Origin of the sequence: Halomonas sp. N3-2A (assembly GCF_002216165.1) — a bacterium.
Lineage (GTDB): Bacteria > Pseudomonadota > Gammaproteobacteria > Pseudomonadales > Halomonadaceae > Vreelandella.
The window spans coordinates 2,821,066-2,845,282 of record NZ_CP022286.1 but is presented as its reverse complement, the minus strand read 5'-3'; the positions used below and the strand labels follow the sequence as shown (position 1 = coordinate 2,845,282).

Sequence of the window (24,217 nt, the reverse complement as noted above, 5' to 3'; positions counted from 1 at the left end):
GCTGCGCTCCTGGCATTTTTGCCCCGGTCGTTTCTGTGCTTGTTATCTCTGCTCTTTTTAACGGTTTAGCAACGGCGTATGGGCAGCTGTGCGTATTGAAAACAGGCATGCTTGTTAGACTCCTGACAGTGTGGATAGAAGTGTGGGTGGATACGTAAGGGAGAAGCGTTGTAGCCTATTACTTCAAGTCAACTTTAAGTCAAGTGCCATGCTCGATATTTCCGAACTGTCTCGAAAAAGCGGTATTCCGGCCTCGAAATTGCGTTATTACGAGGAAGTTGGTCTGATTAGGTCGGTGGGGCGCAATGGTCTGCGGCGGGTTTTTGAGACCAGCGTTTTAACACGCTTGTCGCTGATTGCGTTGGGGCAGGTCGCGGGTTTTTCACTGGCCGAGATGCGCGACATGCTTGGCACGCAACGGCAGCCGGAAATCGACCGTGAAGCGGTGAGTGCTAAGGCAGATCTTCTGGATCGCCACATTAACGAACTGACAGCCCTTCGTGACGGTTTGCGTCATGTGGCGACCTGCACCGCGCCGAGCCATCTGGAGTGCCCGACGTTTCAACGTCTTATGCGCATCGCATTGGCTCGCCAGACTGGGCGAAGGCCTGAGCAGCAAAAGCGCCTTACGCAGAAAAACAGCCGTGCCAAGCAGAAAGGGAGTAAACCCTGATCACCCCATGGGCACGGTTGAGACTGAATAGGGGCTAGACGAGGCGCTTAACGCATTACGATGCCGCTTTCTTGGCGTTATCTTTGTTCGCATCACCTTTCTTCGCATTACCTTTCACGGCGTAAAACAGCGGTGCGTACAGCGCTTCCGTGAGTTCGGCAAAGGTGTGCTTTCCGTTGGCGGAGCGGTCGAAAAACAGCCGTTCGAAGCGGGGCCATTGGTGGCCGAGATAAGGGCTCTGGTCGGCTTCGCCGGTGGTTTTAAATCCGCTCTCATAGACTTTTTCGGCTGCGGCGTAGGCGTCGCTTTCCCTGCCTTTCTCAATCGCAGTGTCAGGTGTACCCAGTTTTGTCAGCCACGCAAAAGAGGCCTGGGGGGCTAGCGGAAGCGGTACTTCCAGGCCGTGTTGCCAGGCGTTTAGCTGGGTTTCCAGGTGGGCGTGGGCGATGTCGGCAGCGATAGGTTCCAGGGTGATATTGCCTGCTTTGGAAAGCAGTTGGGTGGTCATCGGGCCGCTGAGGTTACCCGCTAGGTGGGCAACCCAGTGGCGTAGCAGCAGATGCCACTGGTACTTGCTGTTCTTGACCAGGCTACTGCTGAGTAATAACAGGCGGCAGCGGTTGCCCACATCATCCTGGCGTAGCTCGCCCAGCCAATCTTCCAACGTAATACCGTTACTACCTTCCAGGTGAATGGCTGCTGGGTCACCTAGCGCAATCGGCCAAGCGCCCAGGGCTTCTTCGTAGTCGCTGAACAGAGCTTCCATGGGTTCTGCTAAGGCATTGCGCATGCGCTCGCCAAAGGCACCCATGGCCAATACGCCTTGGCCCTGAAAACGCTCAAGGGCTGTGTGCAGTGCTTCAATGCGTGGCTCGCCGCGATCAATGGCGTGGCGCTGGGCGGCGATCAGTTGGTCTTGCAGCTGCCAGTTTTGCAGGCCATCCAGGGCGAACGGTTCTTCGTCCAGCTCGGCAATCGCTTCCTGCTCGAAATATACTCCCAGCCGGGTATTGAAGAAGGCGCGTACTGGCTCGCGCAGGAATTGGCCTAACTGGCCAAGCGTCAGGCTGGTCGGGATGTTTTCCGGTGGGGGAAGTGTCGGTTGGGCAGCTTGAGGCGTGCGCGGTGAGTGTACCTCGCGCCATTCATGTGCATAGGTAAACAGCCGCGTGACTTGCGGGTTGCTAGCAAAATAAGCGCGGCTAAACGGCTGCAGCGGGTGCTCGGCGGTTAGCGCTTCCAGCAGTGGCGTGCCGTTCTCGATCTGCCAGCCTGCTTCCAGGTGGTCACGCAGTTGGCCGACCAGTACCGAAGGCGGTAGCGGGGTGTTGTCGATTTGGCTTCTGCCTACCCAGCTTATGTAGAGCTGGTCGCGGGCGGAGAGCAGCGCTTCCAAAAACAGGTAGCGGTCATCTTCCCGACGGGAACGGTCACCGGGGCGGTAGTCGCTACCCATCAAATCAAAATCTAGCGGTGGCTGAGAGCGGGGATACTCACCGTCGTTCATGCCCAGCAGGCACACGCGCTTAAACGGAATGGCGCGCATGGGCATTAGCGTGGCGAAGTTGACTGCACCGGCTAGGAAGCGCTGGGAAAGGCTGTGTTCATCAATCTGTGCCAGCCAGTGTTCGCGCACCATGGAGAGCGGCAGCGGTTCGGTTAACTGGGCTTCCTCGCTGCTTTCCAGCATTTGCTGCAAACCGTTTTCCAGCTTGCTGAGCATTACGCTTTCTTGGGCGTCGTCGGTCAGGAAGAAGGTTTCCAGCAGTGTGCGTAGTCGCGCTACCCAGTTGGCCGCATCGGTGGGCTGGCAGAAGGTTTCCCAGGTCTCTTCGAGCTTTTCCAACAAGGTGGCTAACGGCCCGGCGAGGCCCGCTTCCAGCCCGCCGATATCGTCAAACGGCTCGATTCCTTGCCAAGCGTGGCCTTCGCCCACGGTGTAGCCGAGCAGCAAGCGGCGCAGGCCAAACGCCCAGGTGTTTTGGCTTAACCCGCCGGGTAGCTCAAGTGTCTGGCGCTGCTTGGCATTCAGCCCCCAACGAATGCCTGCACCCTCCATCCAGCGCTCGAGTACCGGTAGGTCGCGCTCTTCTAGTCCAAAGCGCTGGCGCAGAGCGGGTACATCGAGCAGATCCAGTAAGTCGCTGACCGAAAGACGCAGCTCAGGTAGGCGCAGCAGCTTTTCCAGAGCAATCATCAGCGGTAGGCGGTGGCGACTGGCTTGGTCGGAAAGCGTATAGGGAATATGCCGTGGGTCGTCGTTTTGTAGTTGGCCAAACACTGCGGCGATATGCGGCGCGTAGCGGTCGATATCTGGCACCATGACGATGATATCCCGCGGGCGCAGGTCAGGGTCGGCGCTAAAGGCGGCCAGCAACTGGTCGTGGAGAATCTCAACTTCCCGCTGAGGGCCGTGGGCAATATGAAACACCATGGAATCATCTGCCGAGCTTAGCGCGGGCCAGTGGGTTTGGGTTTCCGCCACGGGGCGCAGTTCGCGAATATCATCTTGCAGTTGGCTGAGCAGGCAGTCGCGATCAACGCCGTTAAACGGCTCGAACATATCAATGCGTAGCGCCTGCTGCTCAAACAGGGTCTGGTAGTTGCCTGAATCGTCGTGTTCATCCAGTAGGCGCAGGTAGTCGCGGCCCTGCTTGCCCCAGGCGGCGAGTAGCGGCTGAGCGTGCAGATGCAGGGCATCGTCGGCGTCGCCGGTGCCCAATACATCCAACGCTTCGGGCATACCGGTTTTGCGCCGCTGGCGGTAGCGGTTGGCGCGCAGTAAATCTTTGTGTTCGATGATATCTGCCCAGTAGAACTGGCAGGGGTTGTGCACACACAGCACGATTTGGCAGCAGCGAGAGAGTGCTGCCAGGGCTTCCAGGGTTTGTTGGGGCAGCGATGAAATACCAAAAATAATCAGCCGCCGAGGCAGGCCGTGTGGGCAGGGCTGGCCTTCCAATTGTTCAGTCGCTTTCAAAAAGCGCCGATGCACTTGGGCACGGCTACTGTTGATGCCTGCATCGCCTTGGGTGGCGGCGACATCGTCGCGCAGAATGCGCCATAGCGCGGGCTGCCAGCGCTGGTGCTCTTCCAGCGGGCGGGGTTCGCCCCGAGCGGTAATCAGCACGTCATCACCGTTGGCCCAGGCATCTAGCCAGTCGGCGCGGTAGACCTGATACTGGTCGAACAAATCCGCCAGCCGTTCGGCCAGTTGGTAGTGCTTGCGCTGGTCGCGGTCAACTTCCAGAAACTGTTCCAACGGGGCGAACACTTCCTGCCCCGCTAGCGTGGGCAACAGGCGCAGTAGCCGCCATACCAAGCGCGATTTATCAAACGGCGAGGTTTCAGGCACCGCGTCGCCATCTTGATCAACATGGGTGAGCACCGTGCGGTAGGCCTGCCATAGAAACCGCGCAGGCAGCATGACATCCAGCGCGGCGGCGATGCCTGCGCCGCCATTCTCTGGGTCTTCCGCCAACGCTAACTTTAACCACTGCCCAATACCGTTGCTCTGCACCAGAATGGTCTCGTTTTCCAACGGTCCCAACGGGTGCAGGCGCATCCACTGCACCGCCAGCCCGCGCAAGTCTTCCAGGCGGTTAGCGTGCACCACCATAAAGCCAGGGGTAAGCGACGTTGGCGAGAATGGCGTTGGTGAGCAGTGTGAATTGGCAGACATGCGGTGGTGTTCCTTCACGGCATTAGGCATTGGGAATAGCGCGTAGCGCTATGGTGCCATAAGTTAAGTTTTGAAGCTTAACCGCCTCGATGTTTCCTGCCCGAGTCTGAACTGCAGCGTTGACTTTGTTGCTTGGTTGTTTAGTTTTGCTGTGAAGCTAGCCTATTTAGCAACACCGGCTATCGCGCTATAAAGCTCTGGTCGACGATCATTCAGGATGCCGGTGGCCATTCTATATTCAGCGATTTCATCTAACGCCAGACTGGCGCGTAAAATGCCTGTCTGTTCGTGATCCAGGGCAGCGAGGATGCTGCCATCGGGGCGCGCTACTAAGCTGCGCCCCATAAACTGCATCCCTCCGTGCCGTCCAACTCGGTTGCAACTAACAAAGAAGAGCCCGTTCTCTTGCGCTCGGGTGTAGGCACGATGGCGGAAGGTATCAGTGTCTTCAAGGGGCACGTTGGCGTGACGAAATGATGCCCAAATATTCGTTACCACTTCCGCTCCGCCAAGGGCTAGACAACGAGTAACCTCAGGAAAGCGAATGTCATAGCAGACTTGCATGCCGATGCGTGCTGCTGGGATATCGCAGACTGGCATACTGCGGCCTGGTGTGAAGTAGAGCTTTTCGTTATGCCATAGATGGGTCTTGGCGTAACAAGCCTGAATGCCTCCGGGGCCCAGTAGTAAGGAGGCATTATAAAGTTTGCCGGATTGAGTAGCTGAGCGCAGAGCGAGCCCTATCACGATATGACAGTCGTAGTGGGCGCAGACAGCCGATAGCGTCTTGATTAACGCACCATCGTGATTGGCAGCAGCGTTATACAGCTGCTTGGCATACTCAGTATGGGATATGGCGCCTGAAGGGAAACCCTCTCCAGGAGCCAAAGGCTCCACATAACCAGTGTTACACAGCTCTGGAAAGACGATTAGTCCAGCACCATTTTTGGCTTCAGAGGTGGCGGTTTCGATCAACTGCTCGCCATTACCTATCGGTGCCAGAGGGGCGAAGTCCAGTTGTGCAAGGCTGACTTCAAGTTTGCGGCTCATCAGTTCTCCGTCTTGACAGAGATGGTTGGGTGCTCCACGAAAGGATACACGCTTCGAGTGTCCAAACGTTCATAAGGCAGTGTCGTTAGGTCGGCTGGCCCGTAATCTGGCGTGTCCACGATCAGAATCTCTTCTGCTAGATCTTGATAGACCTGGCGAAAGTGGGTCTTTGAGCGCAGCACGATGATGTCGTAGTCCCGCGGATTCTGATCAAAGACAGTGAAAGCATCCTCATCGACGCCGAAGGCTGGACGGCTGATCACACTGACGAGGATACCGCCAATGCGCAGCAGTGCTGATAGCCCAAGGTTGACGTAGCTGCCCTGGAGCATGGCGCCGGAGATATAGTAACTCTTGGGTTCGGCTTGCAGTACCTCGCATTCTACCGTCAGGCGAGGACCTGCCCGACGTGAACTATGTGCTCCTAGGGTCAATGTAGTGGTCGCACCGATACCAGCGGCAGCGGCTATCTCAGCTGCTTGAGGGTCCCATAGGAAAGGTACGGCAGTATGCTGAGCATTACGGCGGATCAAGGCATCGAGCAGGTAGGTAGAGTCGCTCATTCTATCGGCATGTTCCAGCAGCACAATCGGCTTGCTAACCCGGGGGGCTGTTTCCAAGGCATGGTTGACTGCCTCGTCAAGGCTAAAGATATGCTCGGGTCTGTAGAGCTCATGGCGGTCTTGCCAGATACGTTCGCAGAGTGAGGTGGCAATGGTGTTGGCGCGCTCGGCGTTGGCATCGGTGACTGCCATGACCGAGAAGCCAGTATTGGTGGCATCGGCATAGGAGAACCCCGCCATAAGAGAAATGTCGAGATAGCTATCTGACTCATGTTCTAGGCGTCGTGCTTCAGCAAGAATTTTAGCTAGTGGATTTAACTGGGTGGCACTGAAAATACTGGGCGTCAGAACGCCGGGTTTGACCAGACGGCAGGTGGGCGAGAGCTTGCCCTGAAGTGTGAGGGTCATGCAGTTCGCAGTGCGCCGACCGGTATCGCCCATATCGGTATGCGGTGATTTTTGATAGGCGAAAGCAGCATCGCAGGCGCGGATGCTGTCGGCATCTAGATTGCCATGGTAGTCGAAACCCACCATAATTCGCACCCTTTCACCGACAGTACGGCGTACTGACTCGATGATGAAACGCTCTGGGTCTTCGTAACCGGGTGCCCAGGCCGCGCCGTGCAGATGGAGCAGCACGCCGTCTAGATCATCAATGTCGGCTAGTCCCTTGCAGATCTCTGCTGTGTAGCGCTCGATTACATCATTCGAGACTCTTCCCAGCGCCCCCTGGTAGGCGTAAACCAATGGGACTGTTGTTGCGCCGCGTGCCTGACAAATATCAAGGAAACCTCCGATAACCGTGTTGGTATCGGTGAGTCCTGTGACAACCTTTGCTCCACGCAGAACCCCTTCTTCGAAATCGGCATAGTGGACAGTGTTCGGCAGGAAGCTAACCGATTCGATATGAAACCCGGCGATGGCGATCTTCATAAGACAGTTCCTTTCATTGTTTGTGTGGTGATGTGTGGCATCACAGTAGGTTGGGCAGGAAGAGCACGATGCCTGGGAAAGCGATGAGTAAACACATCACCAGTACCATGATGAAGAAGAAGGGAAGAGAGCCTCGGATGGTGCGCGACATGCCTCTCTCGCCAGCGACCTGGTTGATGATGAAAAGGTTGAGGCCTACTGGGGGAGTGATTAGGCTCATTTCGATGAACAGCGCCATCATCACCCCGAACCAGATAGGGTCAAAACCAAGGCTCATCATCAGCGGATAGATGATTGGGAAGGTCAAAAAGAACATGCTTGTGCCTTCTATCAGACAGCCCAATACGATGAATAGCAGGCCGACGATCAAGGCAATGTGCCAAGGCTCCATTTCCAACGCGAGAATCATTTGACTGATCTGTTGAGGCACCATCATGAAGGACAGAGCGGTCGAGATTATATGGGCGCCGATCATCATTAGAGCGATCATGCAGGTGGTGCGAATCGACATCACTGCTGCTTCGTGAATCGTGCTCAGGCTTAGTCGTCGTTCCAGAGCTAGGATCAATAGTGCGCCCATGGATCCGACTGCTGCGGATTCGGTGGGAGTGGCAAAGCCAGTATAGATAGAACCAAGTACTGCCCCGATCAGAGTAAGTGGAGCAATGAGCAATTTCATCGCTGCCAGGGTTTGCCCCCAGGATAGCTTGTCGCGGTCAGTATTCTTCGGTGGGTGGCGTAACGAGAGAAGTGCTACGTAGGCCATAAAGGCGAGCACGAGGATCAAAGCAGGGACCAGACCAGCGATGAAAAGGGTGCTGATGGATTGTCCGGCGAAGCTACCATAAAGGATGAAGAGAATGCTGGGGGGAATCATTGTGGCTAGCGTGCCTCCCGCCGCGAGCGAGCCGTAAATCAGGCTCCGGTCGTACCCCCTGTCTCTTAATTCATTAACGGCCAGAGTTCCCATGGTGGCGGCTCCAGCCAGGCTTGATCCCGAGCAGGCACCAAAAATCGCACAAGATGTGATATTGGTTTGTACCAAACCGCCCGGTAGCCGTGACATCAAAGGGGACAGCCCCTGGTAGATCTTGGTCGCAATATTCCCCTTGAGTAGTAAGCTACCCATGAAGATAAACAAGGGGATCGCCGCTAAAACAAAATCATTGACGACTTCATATTGAATGGTCTCGACAATACGGAAAAGACTGGCGGGAAGAAAGAAGTAGAACAGTGCCAACCCCAGTCCTGCCAAGCCGATAGATATCCAAATGCCGCTGAGCAGCACCAGTGCCAATATTGCCAAGGCAAGGGTTAGGTTGAAGAAGGAGAGTTCCATGCTAGCCTCCCTTGGCAAGCGTGGTGGTGGTGCTGGGCAGCAGCCGCAGGATGCTACGACTGAGATGGGCCATCAGTTCGATTAGCAGTAAGGCATAGCCAGGCACGAGAAATAGGCGTGGAACCCATAGTGGGGTGCGGGTCATTGTTTGAGCACGCTCACCACTGCTTAAGCTCTTGGTGAAGAGTTCCATGGCATGCCAAGCGAGAATAACGATGATGCCAATAGCTACTAGGGTGACTACGAATTCAAGAAGGGCCGCTGCCTGGTTAGGGAGTCGCTGAATCAGCAGCTCGACGCGGATGTGGCCCTTGGTTCGGAAGGTATCGGCTAAGCCCATAAAGGACAGAGCAACGAACAGATAGCCTACGTACTCCTCGACAAAGAAGAGACTGCTGGTAAAGGGGAGTGCTCGGGCCAGTGTATTCACACTGACTAGCAACATCATCATTATGATGGCGATAACGGCTAGCTCACGACCAATGCCTGAGGTCAGGCGAGACACCCTGTCGAGCAGGGTGTCGATCCTCCGTAAGGCGCGGATAAAGTGCATTACTTTAGCCCTCCTGGGGTCGCCTACTGTAGGCCTTGTTCATAGATTGAAAATGCTTGTTGTCCGAGCTCTCCTGTCTCCTCTAGCCACTCATCGCGGATTGGTTGGGTGCGTGTGCGAAATTCTTCCAGCGTATCGGCATCTAGTCCGCTTACGGTGATGCCATACTGTTCGATGGAATCAGTGAGGATGCGCATTGTGCCAATGTCTCGATCGACCTGAATCCGCTCATTGATCAGGTTTGCTTCCTCACGAACGATCTCTTGGAGATCTTCGGGAAGTGCTTCCATGGCGTCTTGGTTCACAAAAGTGAATTCCACCGGATAAGACCAGTTCCACCAAGTGTTGTTATCGACTACTTCATAAACACGAGCAGCACGGGCACCGTCCATGCCGGTTAGAGCACCATCGATGGTACCCCGTTGCAATGACGTGTAGAGCTCGCCGAAGGCCACGGTGCTGGGTTCGCCACCGAGAAGACGGATCATCTCGCCGCTCTCATGACCAAAAACACGGATCTTCTGACCCTGCATTGCTTCAATACTGTTGAGTGGCTGATTGGCATGGATCGCTGAGCCACTGATAACAAAGCCGGTCGTTAGCTCAGCGTTGTACTTGTCGGCGAAGATTTGCCGGTAATAAGGATCCTCTAACTCGGCGTAGGCCGCTTTGGCCTGTTCCAGGTTATCGAACAAAAAGGGCAGCCCGAGGAAGGCAATGGAAGGCTCCATTGAGCTTACATAAACATCGGCAGTGTTGCCCATTTGGACGACACCATCCCGCACAGCTGACAGGATTTCCGCACCACTGAAGGGGTGCTGGCCATAGGAGAGAAAGTTGATTTTCAGGCGGCCGTCGCTACGCTCTCTAATGTTGTTGGCAAGCTCCTGATAAAGCGCCATATAGGAAATTGCTGGAGTTAGCGGCGAGACGAGCGTCCACTCATGGGTTTCCTGAGCCTGAGAGGTGGATGAGGCCCCCGCTAGCATTGCAGAGGTGAGAATGAGCAGGGAGAAACGTTTCGTGTGCATCGCAGATTACCTCGTTGGGTTGTTATTTTTTTAACGGTAGTACTGATAAAGATTGGCACAGCTTTCTTGATATTATAAATTGAATAATATCCATTATTGATAACAAAAAGGCATTAATGCTGCGAATCTCCGATCTTCAGGCTTTTGTTATGGTGGCCGACCTCAGTTCCTTTCATGCGGCGGCTGATCAACTCAATATTACCCAACCGGCCTTGAGTCGACGTATTCACAAGCTGGAGGAGATGATTGGCGTGATGCTGTTCACCCGAACAACACGTCAGGTTCATCTAACTGCGGCAGGGCGCAATTTTCTTGAGCGGGCTCGTAAAATTGTCATCGACACCGAAGAGAGTTTGGCGAGTCTGCGCGGAGCTTCTTCAGACCGACGTGAACTGATACGTATTGGCTGTTTGCCATCGCTGGGTATGAAGCTGATTCCACCGGTTCTGGACGAGTTCCTCAAGCGCTACCCGTTCGTCGCTCTCAGGGTATTGGACATGAATGCTATCGAATTAGTCGAAGAGGTGGCGAGAGGTACGCTAGATCTTGGTATCGGAATGTACACTGCCTCCAATCCCAATGTGCAGTTCAATTCGTTGGCTCGAGAGGCACTAGGAGTTGTCTGTCATCAGAATCATCCAGTAGCTACATGTGATGCGCTGCGTTGGCGGGATTTGCGCGACTATCCAATGGCCTCGAATATCCAGCAGAGTGGCAATTGGCTGAAAATCCAACGCGCCCTTGAAGATGAGGCCATCCAACTTAATTGGTTTCACCAAGTTCGATCGATGCTTGGGGCCGTAATGACGGTGCAGAGTGGTGATGGTTTGGCGGTCGTGCCGCGCTCCGCTGTTGACGTGCTGGGCATTCCTGGCTTGGTGTTTCGAGAGGTTGCCGAACCCACCATTCACCGTGACATTGGTGTGTTGACTCCGAGTACTTCAATGCAGACGATTTATGTACGCGAGTTCGTAGCCAAAATAGAGGAGCACATGAGCTCACTTAATTGGTAGCGAGGCGGGAATTGGTAGAGGGGTGCAAAATTTATTCACGTTGTCCTCTGACGGGTATTTTGCCTTGCACAAGAGACAAGCCGCCGCCAAGCTATGCGAATACCGTGCGTAACGCGATGTGAGTCAAGCAAAGAGGAATTCCCCATGACCGAGCCTACTACGAATACCCGCCGCCATTCAGCCCAGGTGGTGGATGGCCCTGGCAAGGCGGCCAGCCGTGCAATGCTGCGGGCGGTGGGGTTTAACGACGATGACTTTACCAAGCCCCAGGTGGGCGTTGCCTCTACCTGGAGTATGGTGACCCCGTGCAATAGCCACATCGGTGAGCTGGCAGAGTTCGCCCGTGACGGTGCCGACGCGGCGGGTGGTAAAGGAGTGATCTTTAATACCATCACTATTTCCGATGGCATTGCTAACGGCACCGAAGGCATGAAGTACTCGCTGGTTTCCCGCGAGGTGATTGCCGATTCCATTGAAACCGTGGCGGGCTGTGAAGGCTTTGATGGATTAGTGGCCATTGGCGGCTGTGACAAAAATATGCCGGGTTGCGTGATGGGCTTGGCACGGCTGAATCGCCCCAGCGTGTTTGTGTATGGCGGCACCATTATGCCCGGTAAAGGCCATACCGATATCGTGTCGGTATTTGAGGCGATGGGCGCCCACTCCCGTGGTGATATTGATCTGATCGAGCTCAAAAACATCGAAGAAACCGCGATTCCTGGCCCGGGTTCCTGTGGCGGTATGTACACGGCCAATACGATGGCATCTGCCATTGAAGCATTGGGTATGAGCCTGCCGGGTAGCTCGGCGCAGAACGCCATTTCCCAAGATAAGCGCGATGACTGTAAAGCGGCAGGCGAGGCCGTGCTGGCACTGCTGGCCAGTGACATCAAGCCTTCTGACATCATGACCCGCGAAGCGTTTGAGAATGCGATTACCGTGGTGATTGCGCTGGGTGGCTCTACCAATGCGGTACTGCATTTGATTGGCATGGCGCGCACCATTGGCGTGGAACTGACCCTTGCCGACTTCACCGAGATCGGCAAGCGCGTACCGGTGGTCGCTGACCTGCGTCCCAGCGGCCACTATATGATGAGCGAGCTGGTGGCGATTGGCGGCATTCAGCCGTTGATGAAAATTCTGCTGGATGCTGGGCTACTGCACGGCGACTGCTTAACAGTGACCGGTAAAACGCTGGCCGAAAACCTGGAAGATGTTGAGCCTTATCCTATGGATCAACAGATTATTGCGCCGCTGGGTAACCCGCTTAAAGCTGAAAGCCATCTGCGTATTCTGTTTGGCAACCTGGCGCCGGAAGGTGCAGTGGCCAAAATTACTGGTAAAGAAGGGACGCGCTTTAGCGGTTCGGCGCGGGTGTTTGGCTCTGAAGAAGAGGCCCAGGCGCGCATTAACGACGGTACCGTGGTGGCGGGCGATGTCGTAGTGATTCGCTATGAAGGCCCGAAAGGCGGCCCCGGCATGCGCGAAATGCTTACGCCAACGTCTGCGATTATGGGGCGTGGCCTGGGTAATGATGTGGCGTTGATTACCGATGGGCGCTTCTCCGGTGGCAGCCATGGCTTTGTTGTCGGGCACGTATCACCGGAAGCCTTCGATGGCGGCCCGTTGGCGCTGGTACAGGATGGTGATGCCATCACTATTGATGCTGAAGCCGACACCATTGAAGTGGACATCAGCGATGAAGAAATGATGCGCCGCCGCGCCGCCTGGCAGCAGCCAGAACCGCGCTACCGCAAAGGCGTGCTGGCGAAGTATGCCAAGCTGGTCAGCTCTGCCAGTACCGGTGCAGTAACCGACTAACCTGCATATCAATAAGTGAAGGTGCCTGTATCAGCCCGCGGGTGCCTCATTCGCTCGTGCCTCGCGAGATTCGTTACCACGCGCTACTTAAATCATTGAATAGGAAGATTTTGTAGCGCGGTGTAAGCGTCAGCGCACCTGCGTTGATGAAGTCCCTGCGGATGATCGTGCACACTGTCATCACTGTGTCAGCTTTAATCAGTAGATTAGGTCTTTTGTCCACACGGGGAAGCTTACGCTATGGCTGAAAAGCACCATCTGAACGAGCGGGTAAGCGAAGTATTTTGGGCGTTTTTAGCCTTGGGGCTGACCTCGTTTGGCGGGCCGGTGGCGCACCTGGGCTATTTTCGTACGGCCTTTGTGGAGCGCCGCCAGTGGTTAAGCGAAAGCGCCTACGCGGATCTTGTGGCGCTGTGCCAATTTTTGCCGGGGCCAGCCAGTAGCCAAGTGGGCTTTGCTTTGGGATTAATGCGCGCTGGGCCTTGGGGGGCGGCCATGGCGTGGCTAGCATTCACACTGCCTTCCGCCATAGTACTGGTGCTGTTCGCGTTTGGCGCGGCAGTTCTGGATGGCCCGATTGCCAGCGGCATTATTCATGGCTTAAAAGTTGTCGCAGTGGCTATTGTGGCTCACGCGGTGTGGGGCATGGCGCGCAACCTTTGCCCCGATAAAACCCGGGTGGGGATTGCGCTGGCGGCTGTGTTTGTAGTGGTGATGGTCAGCGGGCCGCTGGGGCAGGTCGCTGCGATTGTGCTAGGCGGTATAGCGGGGTTGGCACTGTGCCGTATGGTTGCCGCTGCTACGCCCAGTGAACCACTGCAGTTTCCGGTATCCCGCCGTGCAGGCTCGGTGGCGTTGGGGCTGTTCGCTGCGCTGCTGATGCTACTGCCGCTAATGGCAGGCAGCGCTGGGTGGCTAACGGTGGCAGATGCGTTTTATCGTTCTGGTGCGCTGGTATTTGGCGGTGGGCATGTGGTGCTGCCGCTGCTGGAAGCGGAAGTGGTGCAATCCGGCTGGGTTAGCGCAGATGAGTTTTTGGCAGGCTATGGGGCTGCCCAGGCGGTGCCAGGGCCGTTATTCACCTTTGCTGCCTACTTAGGCGCGCTACTACCCGGTATGAATGGCGTGGTTGGCGCGCTGCTGGCGTTGTTGGCGATCTTTATTCCTGGCTTTTTACTGTTGGTGGGCGTGTTGCCCTTTTGGAATCATTTTCGCCGCTGGCAGAGCGCTCAGGCGTTGATGCGCGGCGCTAACGCGGCAGTGGTGGGTATTTTAGGCGCGGCGCTTTATCAGCCGGTATGGACCAGCGCGATTATCGGGCCTTATGAATTTGTTTTGGCGCTGACGGGCTTTTTACTGCTGACCGTCTGGAAGCTACCGGCGTGGATTGTGGTGATCGTCATCGCCTTGGGTGGGGTAGTGATCACGCTGTAGCATCACTACCCCAGCCGGTTTATACGCGGCTTACTCTCACGGGTAGGCCTTGGCGCACGCTGGCGCCGCTAATCGGTTCAAGCCAGGTGCCGCCTATCTCGCGCGTAGGGTCTTGAAAGCCTAGGTCGTTGATATTGATACCGGCGCGCATCCAGGGCATATCTGGCTGGGATTGACCGTCAATGACGTGTGGCGTGGCACCTAAATCTTTGTGCCCGTAGCCGTGTTCAATACCCAGTGCGCCGGGCACAACGCTTTCGCTCACCAGCGCAAGCCCAACTATGCTGCCTCCTGGGCTTTCAATGCGGATGGTGTCGCCATGCTGGATGCCGAAGCGTTCGGCATCTTGGCGGTGCATTTGCACAGGGTTATACGGCTTGATCATTCTTAGCCGCTCGTTACCAATGGCGTAAGAGTTCATCAGGTTGGACTTGAATGAAAACGCTAGTAGTGGCCACTCCTGCTCTGAAAATACCTCACGCATGGGTTGCTTGTTGGCGAGCTGTGGCAACTTGTGACAGGGCACGCCGCTATTGGGTAACCCGTTAGTGGTATCAATGCTGGTGCCCACTGCTTCGTTGTAAACGCACAGCGTTTTTTTCCACTGATGTTTCAGGTGATCGCCGACAAAGTGTTCGCTTGCCTCTTCGAAACGCCCACCCCGGGCGTAAAGGTAGGCAACGCGGCCGCGTTCGTCGGCTTTCAGTGTACGTTCGAGTTTGGGCAGTAGCGGGGTAATGCCGCCGTGAGTAATGTCCGCAGCGTTCGCTTCTGGCAGCGGTTCATCTTGAAAGGCAATATTGGCGGCCGCCCGTAGGTAATAATCTTCAGCGCGGTTGAGCGGGTGAAGATTGCCGTCGGCATCGGGAATGGCGTTGTCGCCGAAGCCCGGCAGCCCTAGCCGTTTAGCAACGGCGATAAAGAAGCTGTCCATAGAGACAGGCTCACCTTCGGCGGTTTTTTGCTGGCGGGGCTCAATGACTGGCCAGCAAGCGGTGGAGAGTTTACCCAGCGTGCCTTTCCAGGAGCCTGCAAAGCCCCAGACTTCGTACATCACCGAATCAGGCACAATGTAGTCGGCATAGCGATTGGTTTCATTGATAAACCCATCGATGGCCACAAATAGGCCCAACCGTTTGGGGTCTTTCAGCTTATCGACAATTACCCCTTTCAGGCCCGCTTGACCATAAATTGGATTAGCCATACAGCCAATCACCGCTTTGATCGGGTAGGGGTAGCCATCCAATGCGGAAGGTAAGTGCTCGGTGAGCGTTGGCGGTGCCAATGAACGCCAGGGCGCTTTCGCGGGATAGGGGTTTTCGCCTGTCGCGAGCTTGCGCTGGTACTCCGATGATTTCTCATAAGGAAAACGTGAGCGAGAGAGGAATACGCCTTGGGGCCCACGTTTGCCAGGGAAGTTGGCGAGGTCGTAGCGGGGGCCTTCGCCGGTGCCGCTATAAGTTCCACCGCCCACTGCGCTACCGCCTTTCATATTGTAGTTGCCAGCCAGCAGGTTAAGCATTTGCACGCCAAACGCGGCGTAAAAGCCATTGCCTGACATCATGCCGCCGTGGCAGTTAACGGCGGCTTTTCTGCCATGGCTAGCATAACGTTGAGCCAGCTCGATGATTGTTGCTTTGGGAATACCGCAATGTTCAGCGTAGCTGTCCAGGTCGTACTGATTGGCTGATTCACGCAGCAGCGCTAGGCTGGTTTTGACGGTGACGGTGGTGCCGTCGGCAAGCTCCACTGGGCGTTCGGCAAACAGGTCGGCGGTCATTACCTCTTCACTGAGTGCGAGGTCGCCCCCTGACACCACGACGGGTAGGTCGGCATCGCTACCTGGCTCGGCAAAGCCAAGGTCACTGGCGCGCAAAAAGTAGCCTCGGCGCGGGTGCTCGAAGGTATCAATCACTAAATGGGTGGCGTTGGAGTGAGTGGTTTCTCCCGCTGCATCGGCGGCGGCTTGACCGGGTAGTTCAAGAAATTCCTTGGCATAACCGTCGTTATCCAGTAGCCACTGAATAATTGCCATGGCAAAGGCGCTATCGGTGCCAGGACGGATCGGCACCCAGCGGTTGTTGTCCGCGGCATGGGAAGTCGCAGCGTTCAACGCGGGGTCCACTACCACATATTCCAGCGTGCCGGCGGCGCGCGCCTGTGCAAGCAAGCGGCCCTGGCGTTTAAACGGGTTGCCTGCCTGGCTGGGTGCGCAGCCGATATACATGATAAAGCGTGCGTTCTGTATATCTGGCTTTACGTGAGCATTAGTGACGATGTTGTTCATCACTGCTCCAGAGCCCATGCGGAACGCTAGGCCACAGTATGCGCCATGGTGGCCATAGTTGCGGGTCGCGAAAGCGTTCAAGGTGAAGCGTTTAAGCAAATCTGAGCGCCCGTAGTCGGTGGCTTCCATGACCATCAACTGATTAGCTTTGGGGCCGTACTCAGGGTTGTCGGGGTCAATCAGTGTGTCGTGGTCGCGAATGTCGCGTAGGCCGTCTACTTGCCCTTCACCGAACAGGTCGCCCCCTTCGCAAATTTCCTCGATAAGTTGCTCAAACGATATTTTTTGCCACTCGCGACTGCCTCGTTCACCGACCCGTTTAAGGCAGTGATCAATACGGAACGGGTTGGTGATCTGGCTCATCATCGCGTTGCCACGGGCGCACGCGGTGGAGCGGTTAACTTGCCCGTGTTCTTGATAAGCACTCACGCTGCGCAGTGCATCCGCTACCGGTGAGCGCATTGGCAAATGGTCATCGGCAGAAAGTGGATGATAGGGGTTGCCAGCTACTCGCAGCACTTCGCCGCGCGTGTCATCGACTCGCACGCGCACTCCACACTGGGTGGTGCAGCCGTAGCAAATAGTAAAAGCAACCCGTTGATCGGGGGCGAGGGTTAGTTCGCCGGTCGCTAAATCGACACGATATTCAGGCGTTAACGAATTGCCATGAATATTATGCTGCGGTTTTTCACCTGCGCTGCCGGTAACGCCGTTGGCCATTTTGGCCAACGGGTCGGCGTAGCCCACTGCAAAGGTAGCGGCACCACCAGCGGCAGCTGCACCTTTTAGAAAGCGACGGCGTGAGGGATCTTGAGCAGACTTAGCCATGACTAGGCGCTCCTTTGTTAGCAGTGAGTGGGGCGCGAGATGCAGCTTGGTCGTTACCTGGTAGCTGGCTACCTTGTTGGGCCTGTCGCCATGGAATAAATAGCTCGATCAGTAAAATGGCCGCCAGCCACAGCCCGAAAGTGCCGACAATACCTAAGATGCCGGAAGAGCCAGCAGGGATACCGTAGTGATGGAAACCTGCGCTGTTACGAGCCACATGTTGAACATCCATCAGCACTACCCAACGGAACATCCAGCCCATGTGAATAGCCACTAGCCCTAGCAACCATGCCCAGGCAAACAGTGCTAGCTGGCGCTGAGCCGAACGTGTTAACAGAAATACCACGCTGACGAATAGGGCTACGCCGGTAAGGCCACCCCAAAGTGCGGTGTTACGCCAAGAGGGGCTGAAACGGACAGATTCCAGTGCCGCCGCCACTGAGCCAACGTGGGCATTCAAGCCATCTAACAGCCAGCTGAGCGCGATAAGCCCCGCTAGCGCACAGAAGGCTAACAGGACATAAAGCATCTGCCGGGTGGCATCGGGCGCGCAGATTCTGCTCACGCGGTTGAGGACCAGTATTAGCCCAGCGGCGGCAATAAATCCGCTCGCTACCAGCATGGGCGGTAGCCAAATGGTGTTCCATAACGGGCGGGCTTTGACGATAGCTAACTCCGCTCCGGTGTAGAGCATAATGCCGCTTGAGAGTACCAGGGCGGCTAATCCCACCAGAGCCACCAGCGCTTTGGGTGTCACACCACTGCCCATGCTCAGCCACTTGGCGATCAACCCGCTTAGCCCAGTTGCCTGTTGCCGGGCCTGAAGCGCGGGTCGCCAAGCCAGCCAGGCGAAGCCTAAAACGCTGATCAGATACAGCGGCAGTACCACACTGCCAATCGACATCCACGAATGCGTATTGGCGTAAGCGTAGAAATGCCAAAAGCGCAGTGGCTGATGTAGATCTGCCAATAAGGCCACCGGTGCGACTAACGTTGTGCTGACGCAGGCGATCATTGCCAGACGTGCTGTAGGCAACCAGGATTGCTTGCCAAACACCAGTGCGGGTGCCGCCAGCCAAAGGCTGGCGTAGGAGACCGCGATCATAAAAAAGTACTGAACTGCCCAGGGATACCAGGCGATGTCATAGCGTGGGGCGAGTAGTTCAATGGTGGAATTCATAGCCCATCTCCTGGCCGTGGGGGTCAAGCACTTCAAGCGCCACGGGTTCTGCCATGGGGCGTGTAGTGAATCGTTCGTCCATACCTAAATAGAACACTTGGGGAAGGGTGTTTTTTTCTGGCTGAAGCACCATGAGCGCGTCGCGATGCTCGTTGATTAGACGGCTGATTTGGCTGTCTGGGTTGCGCATATCGCCAATAATGCGGGCACCACCCACACAGCTTTCAACGCAGGCAGGCAGTAGCCCTGCTTCTAAACGGTGGGCACAGAAGGTGCATTTGTCGGCAGTTTGAGTGCGCTCGTTAATAAAGCGGGCATCGTAGGGGCAGGCGTTGACGCAGTAAGCACAGCCGACGCAGCGGTCGCTATCTACGACAACGATGCCATCTTGCTGTTGATAGGTCGCCTCAACGGGACAAACCGGCACACAGGGCGGATTTTCGCAATGGTTACATAGCCGCGGCAGCATAAACGTTGCTAGTTCACCACTTTCTTGGTGTTGCACTTCGTACTGAGAGACGGTAGTTCGAAACTGGCCAAGCGGTGCAGCATTCTCGATATGGCACGACACCGTGCAGGCTTGGCAGCCGATGCATTGGCGAAGGTCGATTAGCATACCGTAGCGTTTGCTAGGGTCGCCCTCGCGGCGGGCAGGCTGCTGATTAATGCCAGCTTGAGCAAGACTGGATAGCGGCACTAGCGCAGCGCCCGCGCTTAGTCGGGCCAACTGGCCTAGCAACGACCGACGAACGGCGTCCATAACGCCTCCTTAGCTGATAAAGATGTTGCTGATAGAAACAAGCCGTTGTTTCACAGCGAATGATCTGGATACGCTAAGGTTACGCCTTTGGTATTATAAAAAATTGATACGTGTCAATGGGTTAGCGAGGGTTTCTTAATGCTCCCTTAATCCTGGAGCGCTAATTGGCTGTTTTGAAACAAAAACAGGCCTGCCCAGCGGGCAAGCCTGTTAGCAAACAAAGGGGATGAATGATTACGTTAGGTAGCAACTATTGCTATGGCGTCTCCAGCTCTAACGTGCGACGCAAGACATTGAGTTCATCAATATCTAGGTGCTCTAGCCTTCCGGCGAGCAGGTCGCTGATCTTTTGTACTGGAAGCCCAGCCCGGCGGGCTATTTCGCGGCTTCCCAGATCTGATACGGCGATCAGGCGGGTAATGATACGCATTAGGCGCGTACGTTTTTCTAAATCCCTGACATCGAGGTCAGGGCTGCTTCGCGGAGGATCTAGCGTTTCTGCGTGAGCAGTTGAGTATGCCGTACTCATGGGACTCCATCAGTCTGAAATGACAAACACACAATGCCGCCAAGTCGCGCGCTTTTCAATGCTACTTTGATTAAAATTTCGATCTATTTACAAACGCGCTCTAAGCGACTAGCTCTGGTAGACTATGCGCCTTCTAATTTCCTGGTGAGCCGCTTGCGGCACACGGCACATTAAACGCTTGATTGCTTTAGTAGGCCCTTTGGCCGAGGAGTTTTTGCATGTCGAACAGCGCACCCAAAGTGGGCGTGATCATGGGGTCGAAATCTGATTGGCCCGTCATGGAACACGCGGTGGCGATGTTAGAGCGGCTGGGCGTCCCTTATGAGACCCGCGTCGTCTCCGCTCATCGTACCCCTGACTTGTTGTTTGACTATGCTAAAAGTGCCGCTGAACGTGGCTTGCAAGTAATTGTGGCGGGAGCGGGCGGTGCTGCCCATTTGCCCGGCATGGTGGCTTCCCAAACGGCGTTGCCAGTGCTGGGCGTGCCAGTGGAATCCAAAGCGCTTAAAGGCTTGGATTCATTGCTTTCAATTGCGCAGATGCCCGGTGGCATTGCTGTTGGCACACTGGCGATTGGTAAAGCAGGCGCGACCAATGCAGGCTTGTTGGCAGCACAGATTGTCGGTTTGCAAGACACCAGCGTGCGTGAAGCGGTCGAGGCTTTCCGCGCTGAGCAAACTCAAATGGTGCTGGATAACCCAGACCCTCGCCCCGATGCGGAAGCGAACTAAGGAATCCCGGCCATGAATTCTGGTATCTCGAAAAGTTCTGGTAGCTCGAAAAGCGCTGGCATCGCTAAAAATATTGGTGTGCTCGGTGCAGGCCAGCTTGGTCGTATGCTGGCATTGGCTGGCTACCCGCTAGGTAACCGCTTCACCTTTTTAGACACGACCGGCAACCCGAGTGCGGGCATTGGCGACGTGGTTATCGATCCTAACAACCAGCATTTGGCGGAATTTCTCGATAAGGTCGATGTAGTAACCTACGAGTTTGAGCATCTGCCCGTAGCGCTGGTTGAGCAAATTGAACAGCACAAACCCGTTTACCCAGGAAGCCGGGCGATTGCCGTTTGCCAAAACCGTGTTGAAGAGAAAGCCCTATTTGATCGCTTGGGTATTCCGACACCTGCCTACCGCGTCGTTGAGAGTGCCGAACAGCTTGAAGCGGCAGCCAATGAGCTGGGCTGCCCCGTGGTCGCCAAGTCAGTGACAGAGGGGTATGACGGTAAAGGGCAAGCGGTGCTGAAAGCGCCGGAGCAGGCTGAAGAGGCATGGAAGAGCATTGGTCACCGTCAACTGATCGTTGAAGCGTTTGTTGATTTTGTACGGGAAGTCTCGATGATTGCCGTGCGCGGTCGTGATGGGGATGTGGTGTTTTATCCCATGGCGGAAAATCAACACGTAGATGGCATTTTGCGCTATTCCGTTGCGCCGCTGCCGGATTTAGCTACCAGCGTTCAAGAGACAGCCGACAGCTACATTCGCATGCTGTTGGATGAGTTGGATTATGTGGGCGTGATGGCGCTGGAGCTGTTCCAAACGCGGGATGGCAGCCTACTGGCTAATGAGATGGCTCCACGCGTGCATAATTCTGGCCATTGGACCATGGATGGTGCGGTCACTAGCCAGTTTGAAAACCATCTGCGCGCTGTGCAGGGCCTACCGCTCGGCAGCACCCAGGCTATTGCACCTACTTGCATGGTGAATGTCATTGGCCAGGAAGGTGACAATGCCGCGCTGTTGGCGATAGGCAATACTCATCTGCATCGCTATGACAAGGAAGAGCGGGCAGGGCGCAAGCTGGCACATGTCAATGTCGTCGCTGACACGCATGCCGAACTGCTTGAAAAAGTGCGTGCGTGCCAGGCATTACTACCTGATGCACCGCCGGTGGCGTGGAGTTTCGAACGCTCACTGTAAAGTTGATGGATTATCACTACGAAGCCGCCTGATTAGGGCGGCTTCGTCGTTGATTACCCCGCCAGTTGGCCGCTAAGCAATAGCCACAGCGCAATTAAAGCAAAGTGTCCTGGATACCAAGCAAGCCATAGGCGGCGCGGCATGGCCAGGGCTACGGATGGCACGCGTTGGGCGGCACCTGCTGCCAGCATCAATATCACCACGCAAGTGCCAACGGTAAACGACTTTGCCATGTCTGAAGCGTTCATTTGACCGGCTATCCAAAGCGCGGGAAATGCGGCTAAACCTGCCCACAAGCGCGATTTTAGCGCGTCGCGGGTTTCGTTAAGCGCCTGCATGGCAAACATTAATAGCGGAATCAGTAGCAAACCGTTATGGCCGTACTCCACCCAGAACCCCAGCAAATACCAAACGGTGACGCCTACCGCTGCTCCAAGCATTAGCCAAGCTAATCCTAGCGTCTGCTGTTGATAGTGCTGCCAACCTTGGCGAACCAACGCACCCAACGCTAGGCCACAGGCAAGCGTGAAGCAGACATTAAGAATAAAATCGTCAGACGCGCGTGGCATCAGCATATAAGGCAACTGAGCCACTAAACCAATGACCAGTATGCGGCGTGAGTAGCGTAGTGGGTTACGGGTATTAAACAGCCCGTGCCAGGCAACCATTGCCGCAAACAAGGGGAAGGCGATACGGCCAATGGACGAGCCTGCCCAGCTTAAGTCCCAGTCACCCGGCAACACATAGCGAGTAAGGTGATCTACGGTCATGGTGAATAGCGCCAGCCATTGCCCCCAGGCGGTCCAATGAGACGAGGGGCGCGCATCGTAAGCCGCCTCGGCGGAGACGTTTGCATCGGTTTGTTCAGCCATTAGACTTCCTTGTGAGTTTCCTTACTGGATTACAGACTCGATTTGACTGAGCAAGTTCGGTACAGGTTTAAGTACTAGTTTAAGTGCTAGGGTTGGCAGAGCGTTTCAGCTAAATGGCCGCTGGAATTCTCCAAGGCCCGCCTCGTTAAGATGCTCAACGGTCATCGTTTCTGCTTTTCCATCCGCGCCCATGGTGAATTCGACCTGCGAAACCGAGCCCTCTGGTTGGTTCTCTGTCACCGGGAAGGCGACAAAGCGATCGCCGTCCCAGTGGGTCAACCGCAGGTGCTGTGGCGCGGGGCCAACTTCGAGTACCAAGCCGTCAGCGGTCTCACGCACCTCAGCCGCCCCGAAATAGGCATTGCCATAGTCCCCTGCATAAGCGTCGGCAGATCGGGCCTCGGTGGGCTCAGTCGGAGGTGTCACACCCACCAGATCTCCGGCCGGGGCAGAGAGCGGTGCTATGCGTGGCCCGTAGGCCGCCAGCCAGTCGCGCTGTTCCACACCAAACTCTGCCAGATCAAGAAAGCTGGCCGTCAGCGCCTCGGGGAGGCCCGTGGGGGTGGCATTGGTCAGCACGATGATCCCAAGCCCAAGGTCCGGCAGCATCGAATAGGAGGTCGCCGCACCAAAAGCGAAGGCGCCCGAATGGCTCACCACGACACGCCCAGTGGGGCGCACACCGACGCCAAATCCGTAACCATAGGTACCAGCCCGATCGGCCGCGTCACCGGGGTGGCTGCTGATGGCATGTGGTGAAAGCGCGGGCACGAGCGCTTCGGGCGCAATCAGTTGCTGCTCTGCAAAGCGCCCGTTGGAGAGCACCAGCTTCATCCATTTCGCCATGTCTCGCACGCTGGAGCTTACCCCGCCCGCCGGACTTTGCGCATCGGGCTGGCGCAGGTCTGCCACTCGGAAGCCGTTGGCATCCGGCACATGGCTAGCGGCGCGATTGTCGCGCGCCATGTAATCTGAGTGGCGTGAGCTGGTTGCCTCCATGCCGAGCGGACCATAGAGCGCCTCTTGCGAGAGCGTTGACCAGTCCTTGCCGGTTGCGGTGGCTACCGCCTCTGCGGCAGCCGTAAGGCCGAAATTCGTATAGGCGTAATCGGCTCTGAACTGCCCCATGGGCAGCTGCGCCAGCCGCTCCAGTACAGCGCGACGGTCATAGCCTATATCCTCGAGATCATCACCGGCGTGGTCCGGCAGGCCCGAGCGGTGCGCATAGAGATCCCCGATGGTGACATGATTGCTGACCCAGGGATCGCCCAGGTCGAACCACGGTAAGTGGTTGCGCACCGGATCATCCCAACCGACGGTCCCTTGCGAAACCTGCGCGGCCACCACCGTGGCTCCGACAGATTTGGACAACGAAGCGAGCAGAAAGACTGTATCCGCATCAACCTGTTCCTCCGCGCCCTCCGCCCGCAGCCCCCAGCCGCGCATCAGCAGTGTCTCTTCCCCATGTACCACGGCAACGGCGAGGCCCGGTACCCCGGTTCGCTCCAACATATCCTGTGCCAACTCATCCAGTGAAGCGACCGCCTCATCGATCCGTGCCTGCGGCACTGGCAATAGGTTCACCCGCGCAGGAGAGATCGCCGGGTCCGGCAAGGTGATGGCTGGCAGCGTCTCCGCATGGAGCGGAGCATTGAACGCAAGCAATGCGGCGGCAGCGCTAAGAGCGCTCAAGGCCGAGGTCAGAAGGGGGCGTGCGGCTTTCGATGTGGTCATGTCAGGATCTCCTGTG

18 protein-coding genes are annotated in these 24,217 nt (G+C 56.1%); 6 read left to right on the top strand and 12 right to left on the bottom strand.

Annotation, left to right across the window (positions count from 1 at the left end; translation table 11 throughout):
• Positions 1-208 precede the first annotated feature (208 nt).
• On the top strand, positions 209-673 hold the full coding sequence (locus CEK60_RS13290; protein ID WP_089039422.1) for a helix-turn-helix domain-containing protein: 465 nt from the start codon (positions 209-211) through the stop codon (positions 671-673).
• A 55-nt stretch (positions 674-728) separates the two neighbouring features.
• Here the strand turns inward: CEK60_RS13290 and recC are convergent, their stop codons facing one another.
• The 6 genes from recC to CEK60_RS13260 form a co-directional block, all read right to left on the bottom strand.
• On the bottom strand, positions 729-4,355 hold the full coding sequence (gene recC, locus CEK60_RS13285; RefSeq protein WP_089039421.1) for an exodeoxyribonuclease V subunit gamma: 3,627 nt from the start codon (positions 4,353-4,355) through the stop codon (positions 729-731).
• Positions 4,356-4,517: 162 nt separating this feature from the next.
• Positions 4,518-5,405 (bottom strand): carbon-nitrogen hydrolase family protein, encoded by an 888-nt coding sequence (locus tag CEK60_RS13280; RefSeq protein WP_089039420.1) that lies wholly within the window; start codon positions 5,403-5,405, stop codon positions 4,518-4,520.
• On the bottom strand, positions 5,405-6,901 hold the full coding sequence (locus CEK60_RS13275; protein WP_089039419.1) for a M81 family metallopeptidase: 1,497 nt from the start codon (positions 6,899-6,901) through the stop codon (positions 5,405-5,407). Before CEK60_RS13275 ends, CEK60_RS13280 begins: the two co-directional genes overlap by 1 nt.
• Positions 6,902-6,941: 40 nt before the next feature.
• Complete coding sequence (locus CEK60_RS13270; RefSeq protein ID WP_089039418.1) at positions 6,942-8,240, bottom strand: TRAP transporter large permease; 1,299 nt, start codon at positions 8,238-8,240, stop codon at positions 6,942-6,944.
• Position 8,241: 1 nt separating this feature from the next.
• Positions 8,242-8,793: a TRAP transporter small permease subunit gene (locus tag CEK60_RS13265; RefSeq protein ID WP_089039417.1), complete on the bottom strand. Its 552-nt coding sequence runs from the start codon at positions 8,791-8,793 to the stop codon at positions 8,242-8,244.
• A 23-nt stretch (positions 8,794-8,816) separates the two neighbouring features.
• A complete protein-coding gene (locus CEK60_RS13260) occupies positions 8,817-9,824 on the bottom strand; it encodes a TRAP transporter substrate-binding protein (RefSeq protein ID WP_089039416.1) in 1,008 nt (335 codons plus the stop codon).
• A 116-nt stretch (positions 9,825-9,940) separates the two neighbouring features.
• On the opposite strand from CEK60_RS13260, the gene CEK60_RS13255 reads away from it, so the two are divergent.
• From CEK60_RS13255 to chrA, 3 genes are all read left to right on the top strand, one after another.
• Positions 9,941-10,837 (top strand): LysR family transcriptional regulator, encoded by an 897-nt coding sequence (locus CEK60_RS13255; protein WP_089039415.1) that lies wholly within the window; start codon positions 9,941-9,943, stop codon positions 10,835-10,837.
• Between the two features lie 144 nt (positions 10,838-10,981).
• Positions 10,982-12,658: a dihydroxy-acid dehydratase gene (ilvD, locus tag CEK60_RS13250; RefSeq protein ID WP_089039414.1), complete on the top strand. Its 1,677-nt coding sequence runs from the start codon at positions 10,982-10,984 to the stop codon at positions 12,656-12,658.
• A 240-nt stretch (positions 12,659-12,898) separates the two neighbouring features.
• Positions 12,899-14,092, top strand: a complete 1,194-nt coding sequence (gene chrA / locus CEK60_RS13245) for a chromate efflux transporter (protein ID WP_089039413.1) — start codon at positions 12,899-12,901, stop codon at positions 14,090-14,092.
• A 19-nt stretch (positions 14,093-14,111) separates the two neighbouring features.
• Here chrA and CEK60_RS13240 read toward each other — a convergent pair whose 3' ends face one another.
• The 4 genes from CEK60_RS13240 to CEK60_RS13225 all read right to left on the bottom strand — a co-directional run bounded on the left by CEK60_RS13240 (position 14,112) and on the right by CEK60_RS13225 (position 19,676).
• Positions 14,112-17,207 (bottom strand): molybdopterin dinucleotide binding domain-containing protein, encoded by a 3,096-nt coding sequence (locus CEK60_RS13240; RefSeq protein WP_089039412.1) that lies wholly within the window; start codon positions 17,205-17,207, stop codon positions 14,112-14,114.
• Positions 17,200-18,387 carry an NrfD/PsrC family molybdoenzyme membrane anchor subunit gene (gene nrfD, locus CEK60_RS13235; protein WP_089039411.1) on the bottom strand — a complete coding sequence of 396 codons (1,188 nt, stop codon included), beginning with the start codon at positions 18,385-18,387 and terminating at the stop codon, positions 17,200-17,202. Before nrfD ends, CEK60_RS13240 begins: the two co-directional genes overlap by 8 nt.
• Positions 18,371-19,147 carry a sulfate reduction electron transfer complex DsrMKJOP subunit DsrO gene (gene dsrO, locus CEK60_RS13230; RefSeq protein ID WP_089039410.1) on the bottom strand — a complete coding sequence of 259 codons (777 nt, stop codon included), beginning with the start codon at positions 19,145-19,147 and terminating at the stop codon, positions 18,371-18,373. Before dsrO ends, nrfD begins: the two co-directional genes overlap by 17 nt.
• A gap of 256 nt (positions 19,148-19,403) precedes the next feature.
• Entirely contained in the window at positions 19,404-19,676 is a 273-nt protein-coding gene (locus CEK60_RS13225; RefSeq protein WP_089039409.1) for an XRE family transcriptional regulator, read from the bottom strand.
• Positions 19,677-19,894: 218 nt separating this feature from the next.
• Between CEK60_RS13225 and purE the strand changes: the two genes are divergently transcribed.
• On the top strand, positions 19,895-20,407 hold the full coding sequence (gene purE, locus CEK60_RS13220) for a 5-(carboxyamino)imidazole ribonucleotide mutase (protein ID WP_038477065.1): 513 nt from the start codon (positions 19,895-19,897) through the stop codon (positions 20,405-20,407).
• Between the two features lie 12 nt (positions 20,408-20,419).
• Positions 20,420-21,595 (top strand): 5-(carboxyamino)imidazole ribonucleotide synthase, encoded by a 1,176-nt coding sequence (locus CEK60_RS13215; protein ID WP_089039408.1) that lies wholly within the window; start codon positions 20,420-20,422, stop codon positions 21,593-21,595.
• Positions 21,596-21,648: 53 nt separating this feature from the next.
• Here the strand turns inward: CEK60_RS13215 and CEK60_RS13210 are convergent, their stop codons facing one another.
• On the bottom strand, positions 21,649-22,467 hold the full coding sequence (locus tag CEK60_RS13210; RefSeq protein ID WP_089039407.1) for a TraX family protein: 819 nt from the start codon (positions 22,465-22,467) through the stop codon (positions 21,649-21,651).
• 105 nt (positions 22,468-22,572) lie between these two features.
• The gene (locus tag CEK60_RS13205; protein WP_089039406.1) at positions 22,573-24,201 is read right to left on the bottom strand and encodes a serine hydrolase; all 1,629 of its coding nucleotides are present in this window, start codon (positions 24,199-24,201) and stop codon (positions 22,573-22,575) included.
• Positions 24,202-24,217 lie beyond the last annotated feature (16 nt).

Coding starts and splice junctions, on each gene's coding strand:
- CEK60_RS13270 (WP_089039418.1), bottom strand. CDS start 8,240: ATGGAACTCTCCTTCTTCAACCTAACCCTTGCCTTGGCAATATTGGCA.
- ilvD (WP_089039414.1), top strand. CDS start 10,982: ATGACCGAGCCTACTACGAATACCCGCCGCCATTCAGCCCAGGTGGTG.
- CEK60_RS13275 (WP_089039419.1), bottom strand. CDS start 6,901: ATGAAGATCGCCATCGCCGGGTTTCATATCGAATCGGTTAGCTTCCTG.
- CEK60_RS13215 (WP_089039408.1), top strand. CDS start 20,420: ATGAATTCTGGTATCTCGAAAAGTTCTGGTAGCTCGAAAAGCGCTGGC.
- CEK60_RS13280 (WP_089039420.1), bottom strand. CDS start 5,405: ATGAGCCGCAAACTTGAAGTCAGCCTTGCACAACTGGACTTCGCCCCT.
- recC (WP_089039421.1), bottom strand. CDS start 4,355: ATGTCTGCCAATTCACACTGCTCACCAACGCCATTCTCGCCAACGTCG.
- CEK60_RS13290 (WP_089039422.1), top strand. CDS start 209: ATGCTCGATATTTCCGAACTGTCTCGAAAAAGCGGTATTCCGGCCTCG.
- chrA (WP_089039413.1), top strand. CDS start 12,899: ATGGCTGAAAAGCACCATCTGAACGAGCGGGTAAGCGAAGTATTTTGG.
- CEK60_RS13260 (WP_089039416.1), bottom strand. CDS start 9,824: ATGCACACGAAACGTTTCTCCCTGCTCATTCTCACCTCTGCAATGCTA.
- CEK60_RS13225 (WP_089039409.1), bottom strand. CDS start 19,676: ATGAGTACGGCATACTCAACTGCTCACGCAGAAACGCTAGATCCTCCG.
- CEK60_RS13210 (WP_089039407.1), bottom strand. CDS start 22,467: ATGGCTGAACAAACCGATGCAAACGTCTCCGCCGAGGCGGCTTACGAT.
- CEK60_RS13265 (WP_089039417.1), bottom strand. CDS start 8,793: ATGCACTTTATCCGCGCCTTACGGAGGATCGACACCCTGCTCGACAGG.
- CEK60_RS13205 (WP_089039406.1), bottom strand. CDS start 24,201: ATGACCACATCGAAAGCCGCACGCCCCCTTCTGACCTCGGCCTTGAGC.
- CEK60_RS13240 (WP_089039412.1), bottom strand. CDS start 17,207: ATGGCTAAGTCTGCTCAAGATCCCTCACGCCGTCGCTTTCTAAAAGGT.
- purE (WP_038477065.1), top strand. CDS start 19,895: ATGTCGAACAGCGCACCCAAAGTGGGCGTGATCATGGGGTCGAAATCT.
- CEK60_RS13255 (WP_089039415.1), top strand. CDS start 9,941: ATGCTGCGAATCTCCGATCTTCAGGCTTTTGTTATGGTGGCCGACCTC.
- dsrO (WP_089039410.1), bottom strand. CDS start 19,147: ATGGACGCCGTTCGTCGGTCGTTGCTAGGCCAGTTGGCCCGACTAAGC.
- nrfD (WP_089039411.1), bottom strand. CDS start 18,387: ATGAATTCCACCATTGAACTACTCGCCCCACGCTATGACATCGCCTGG.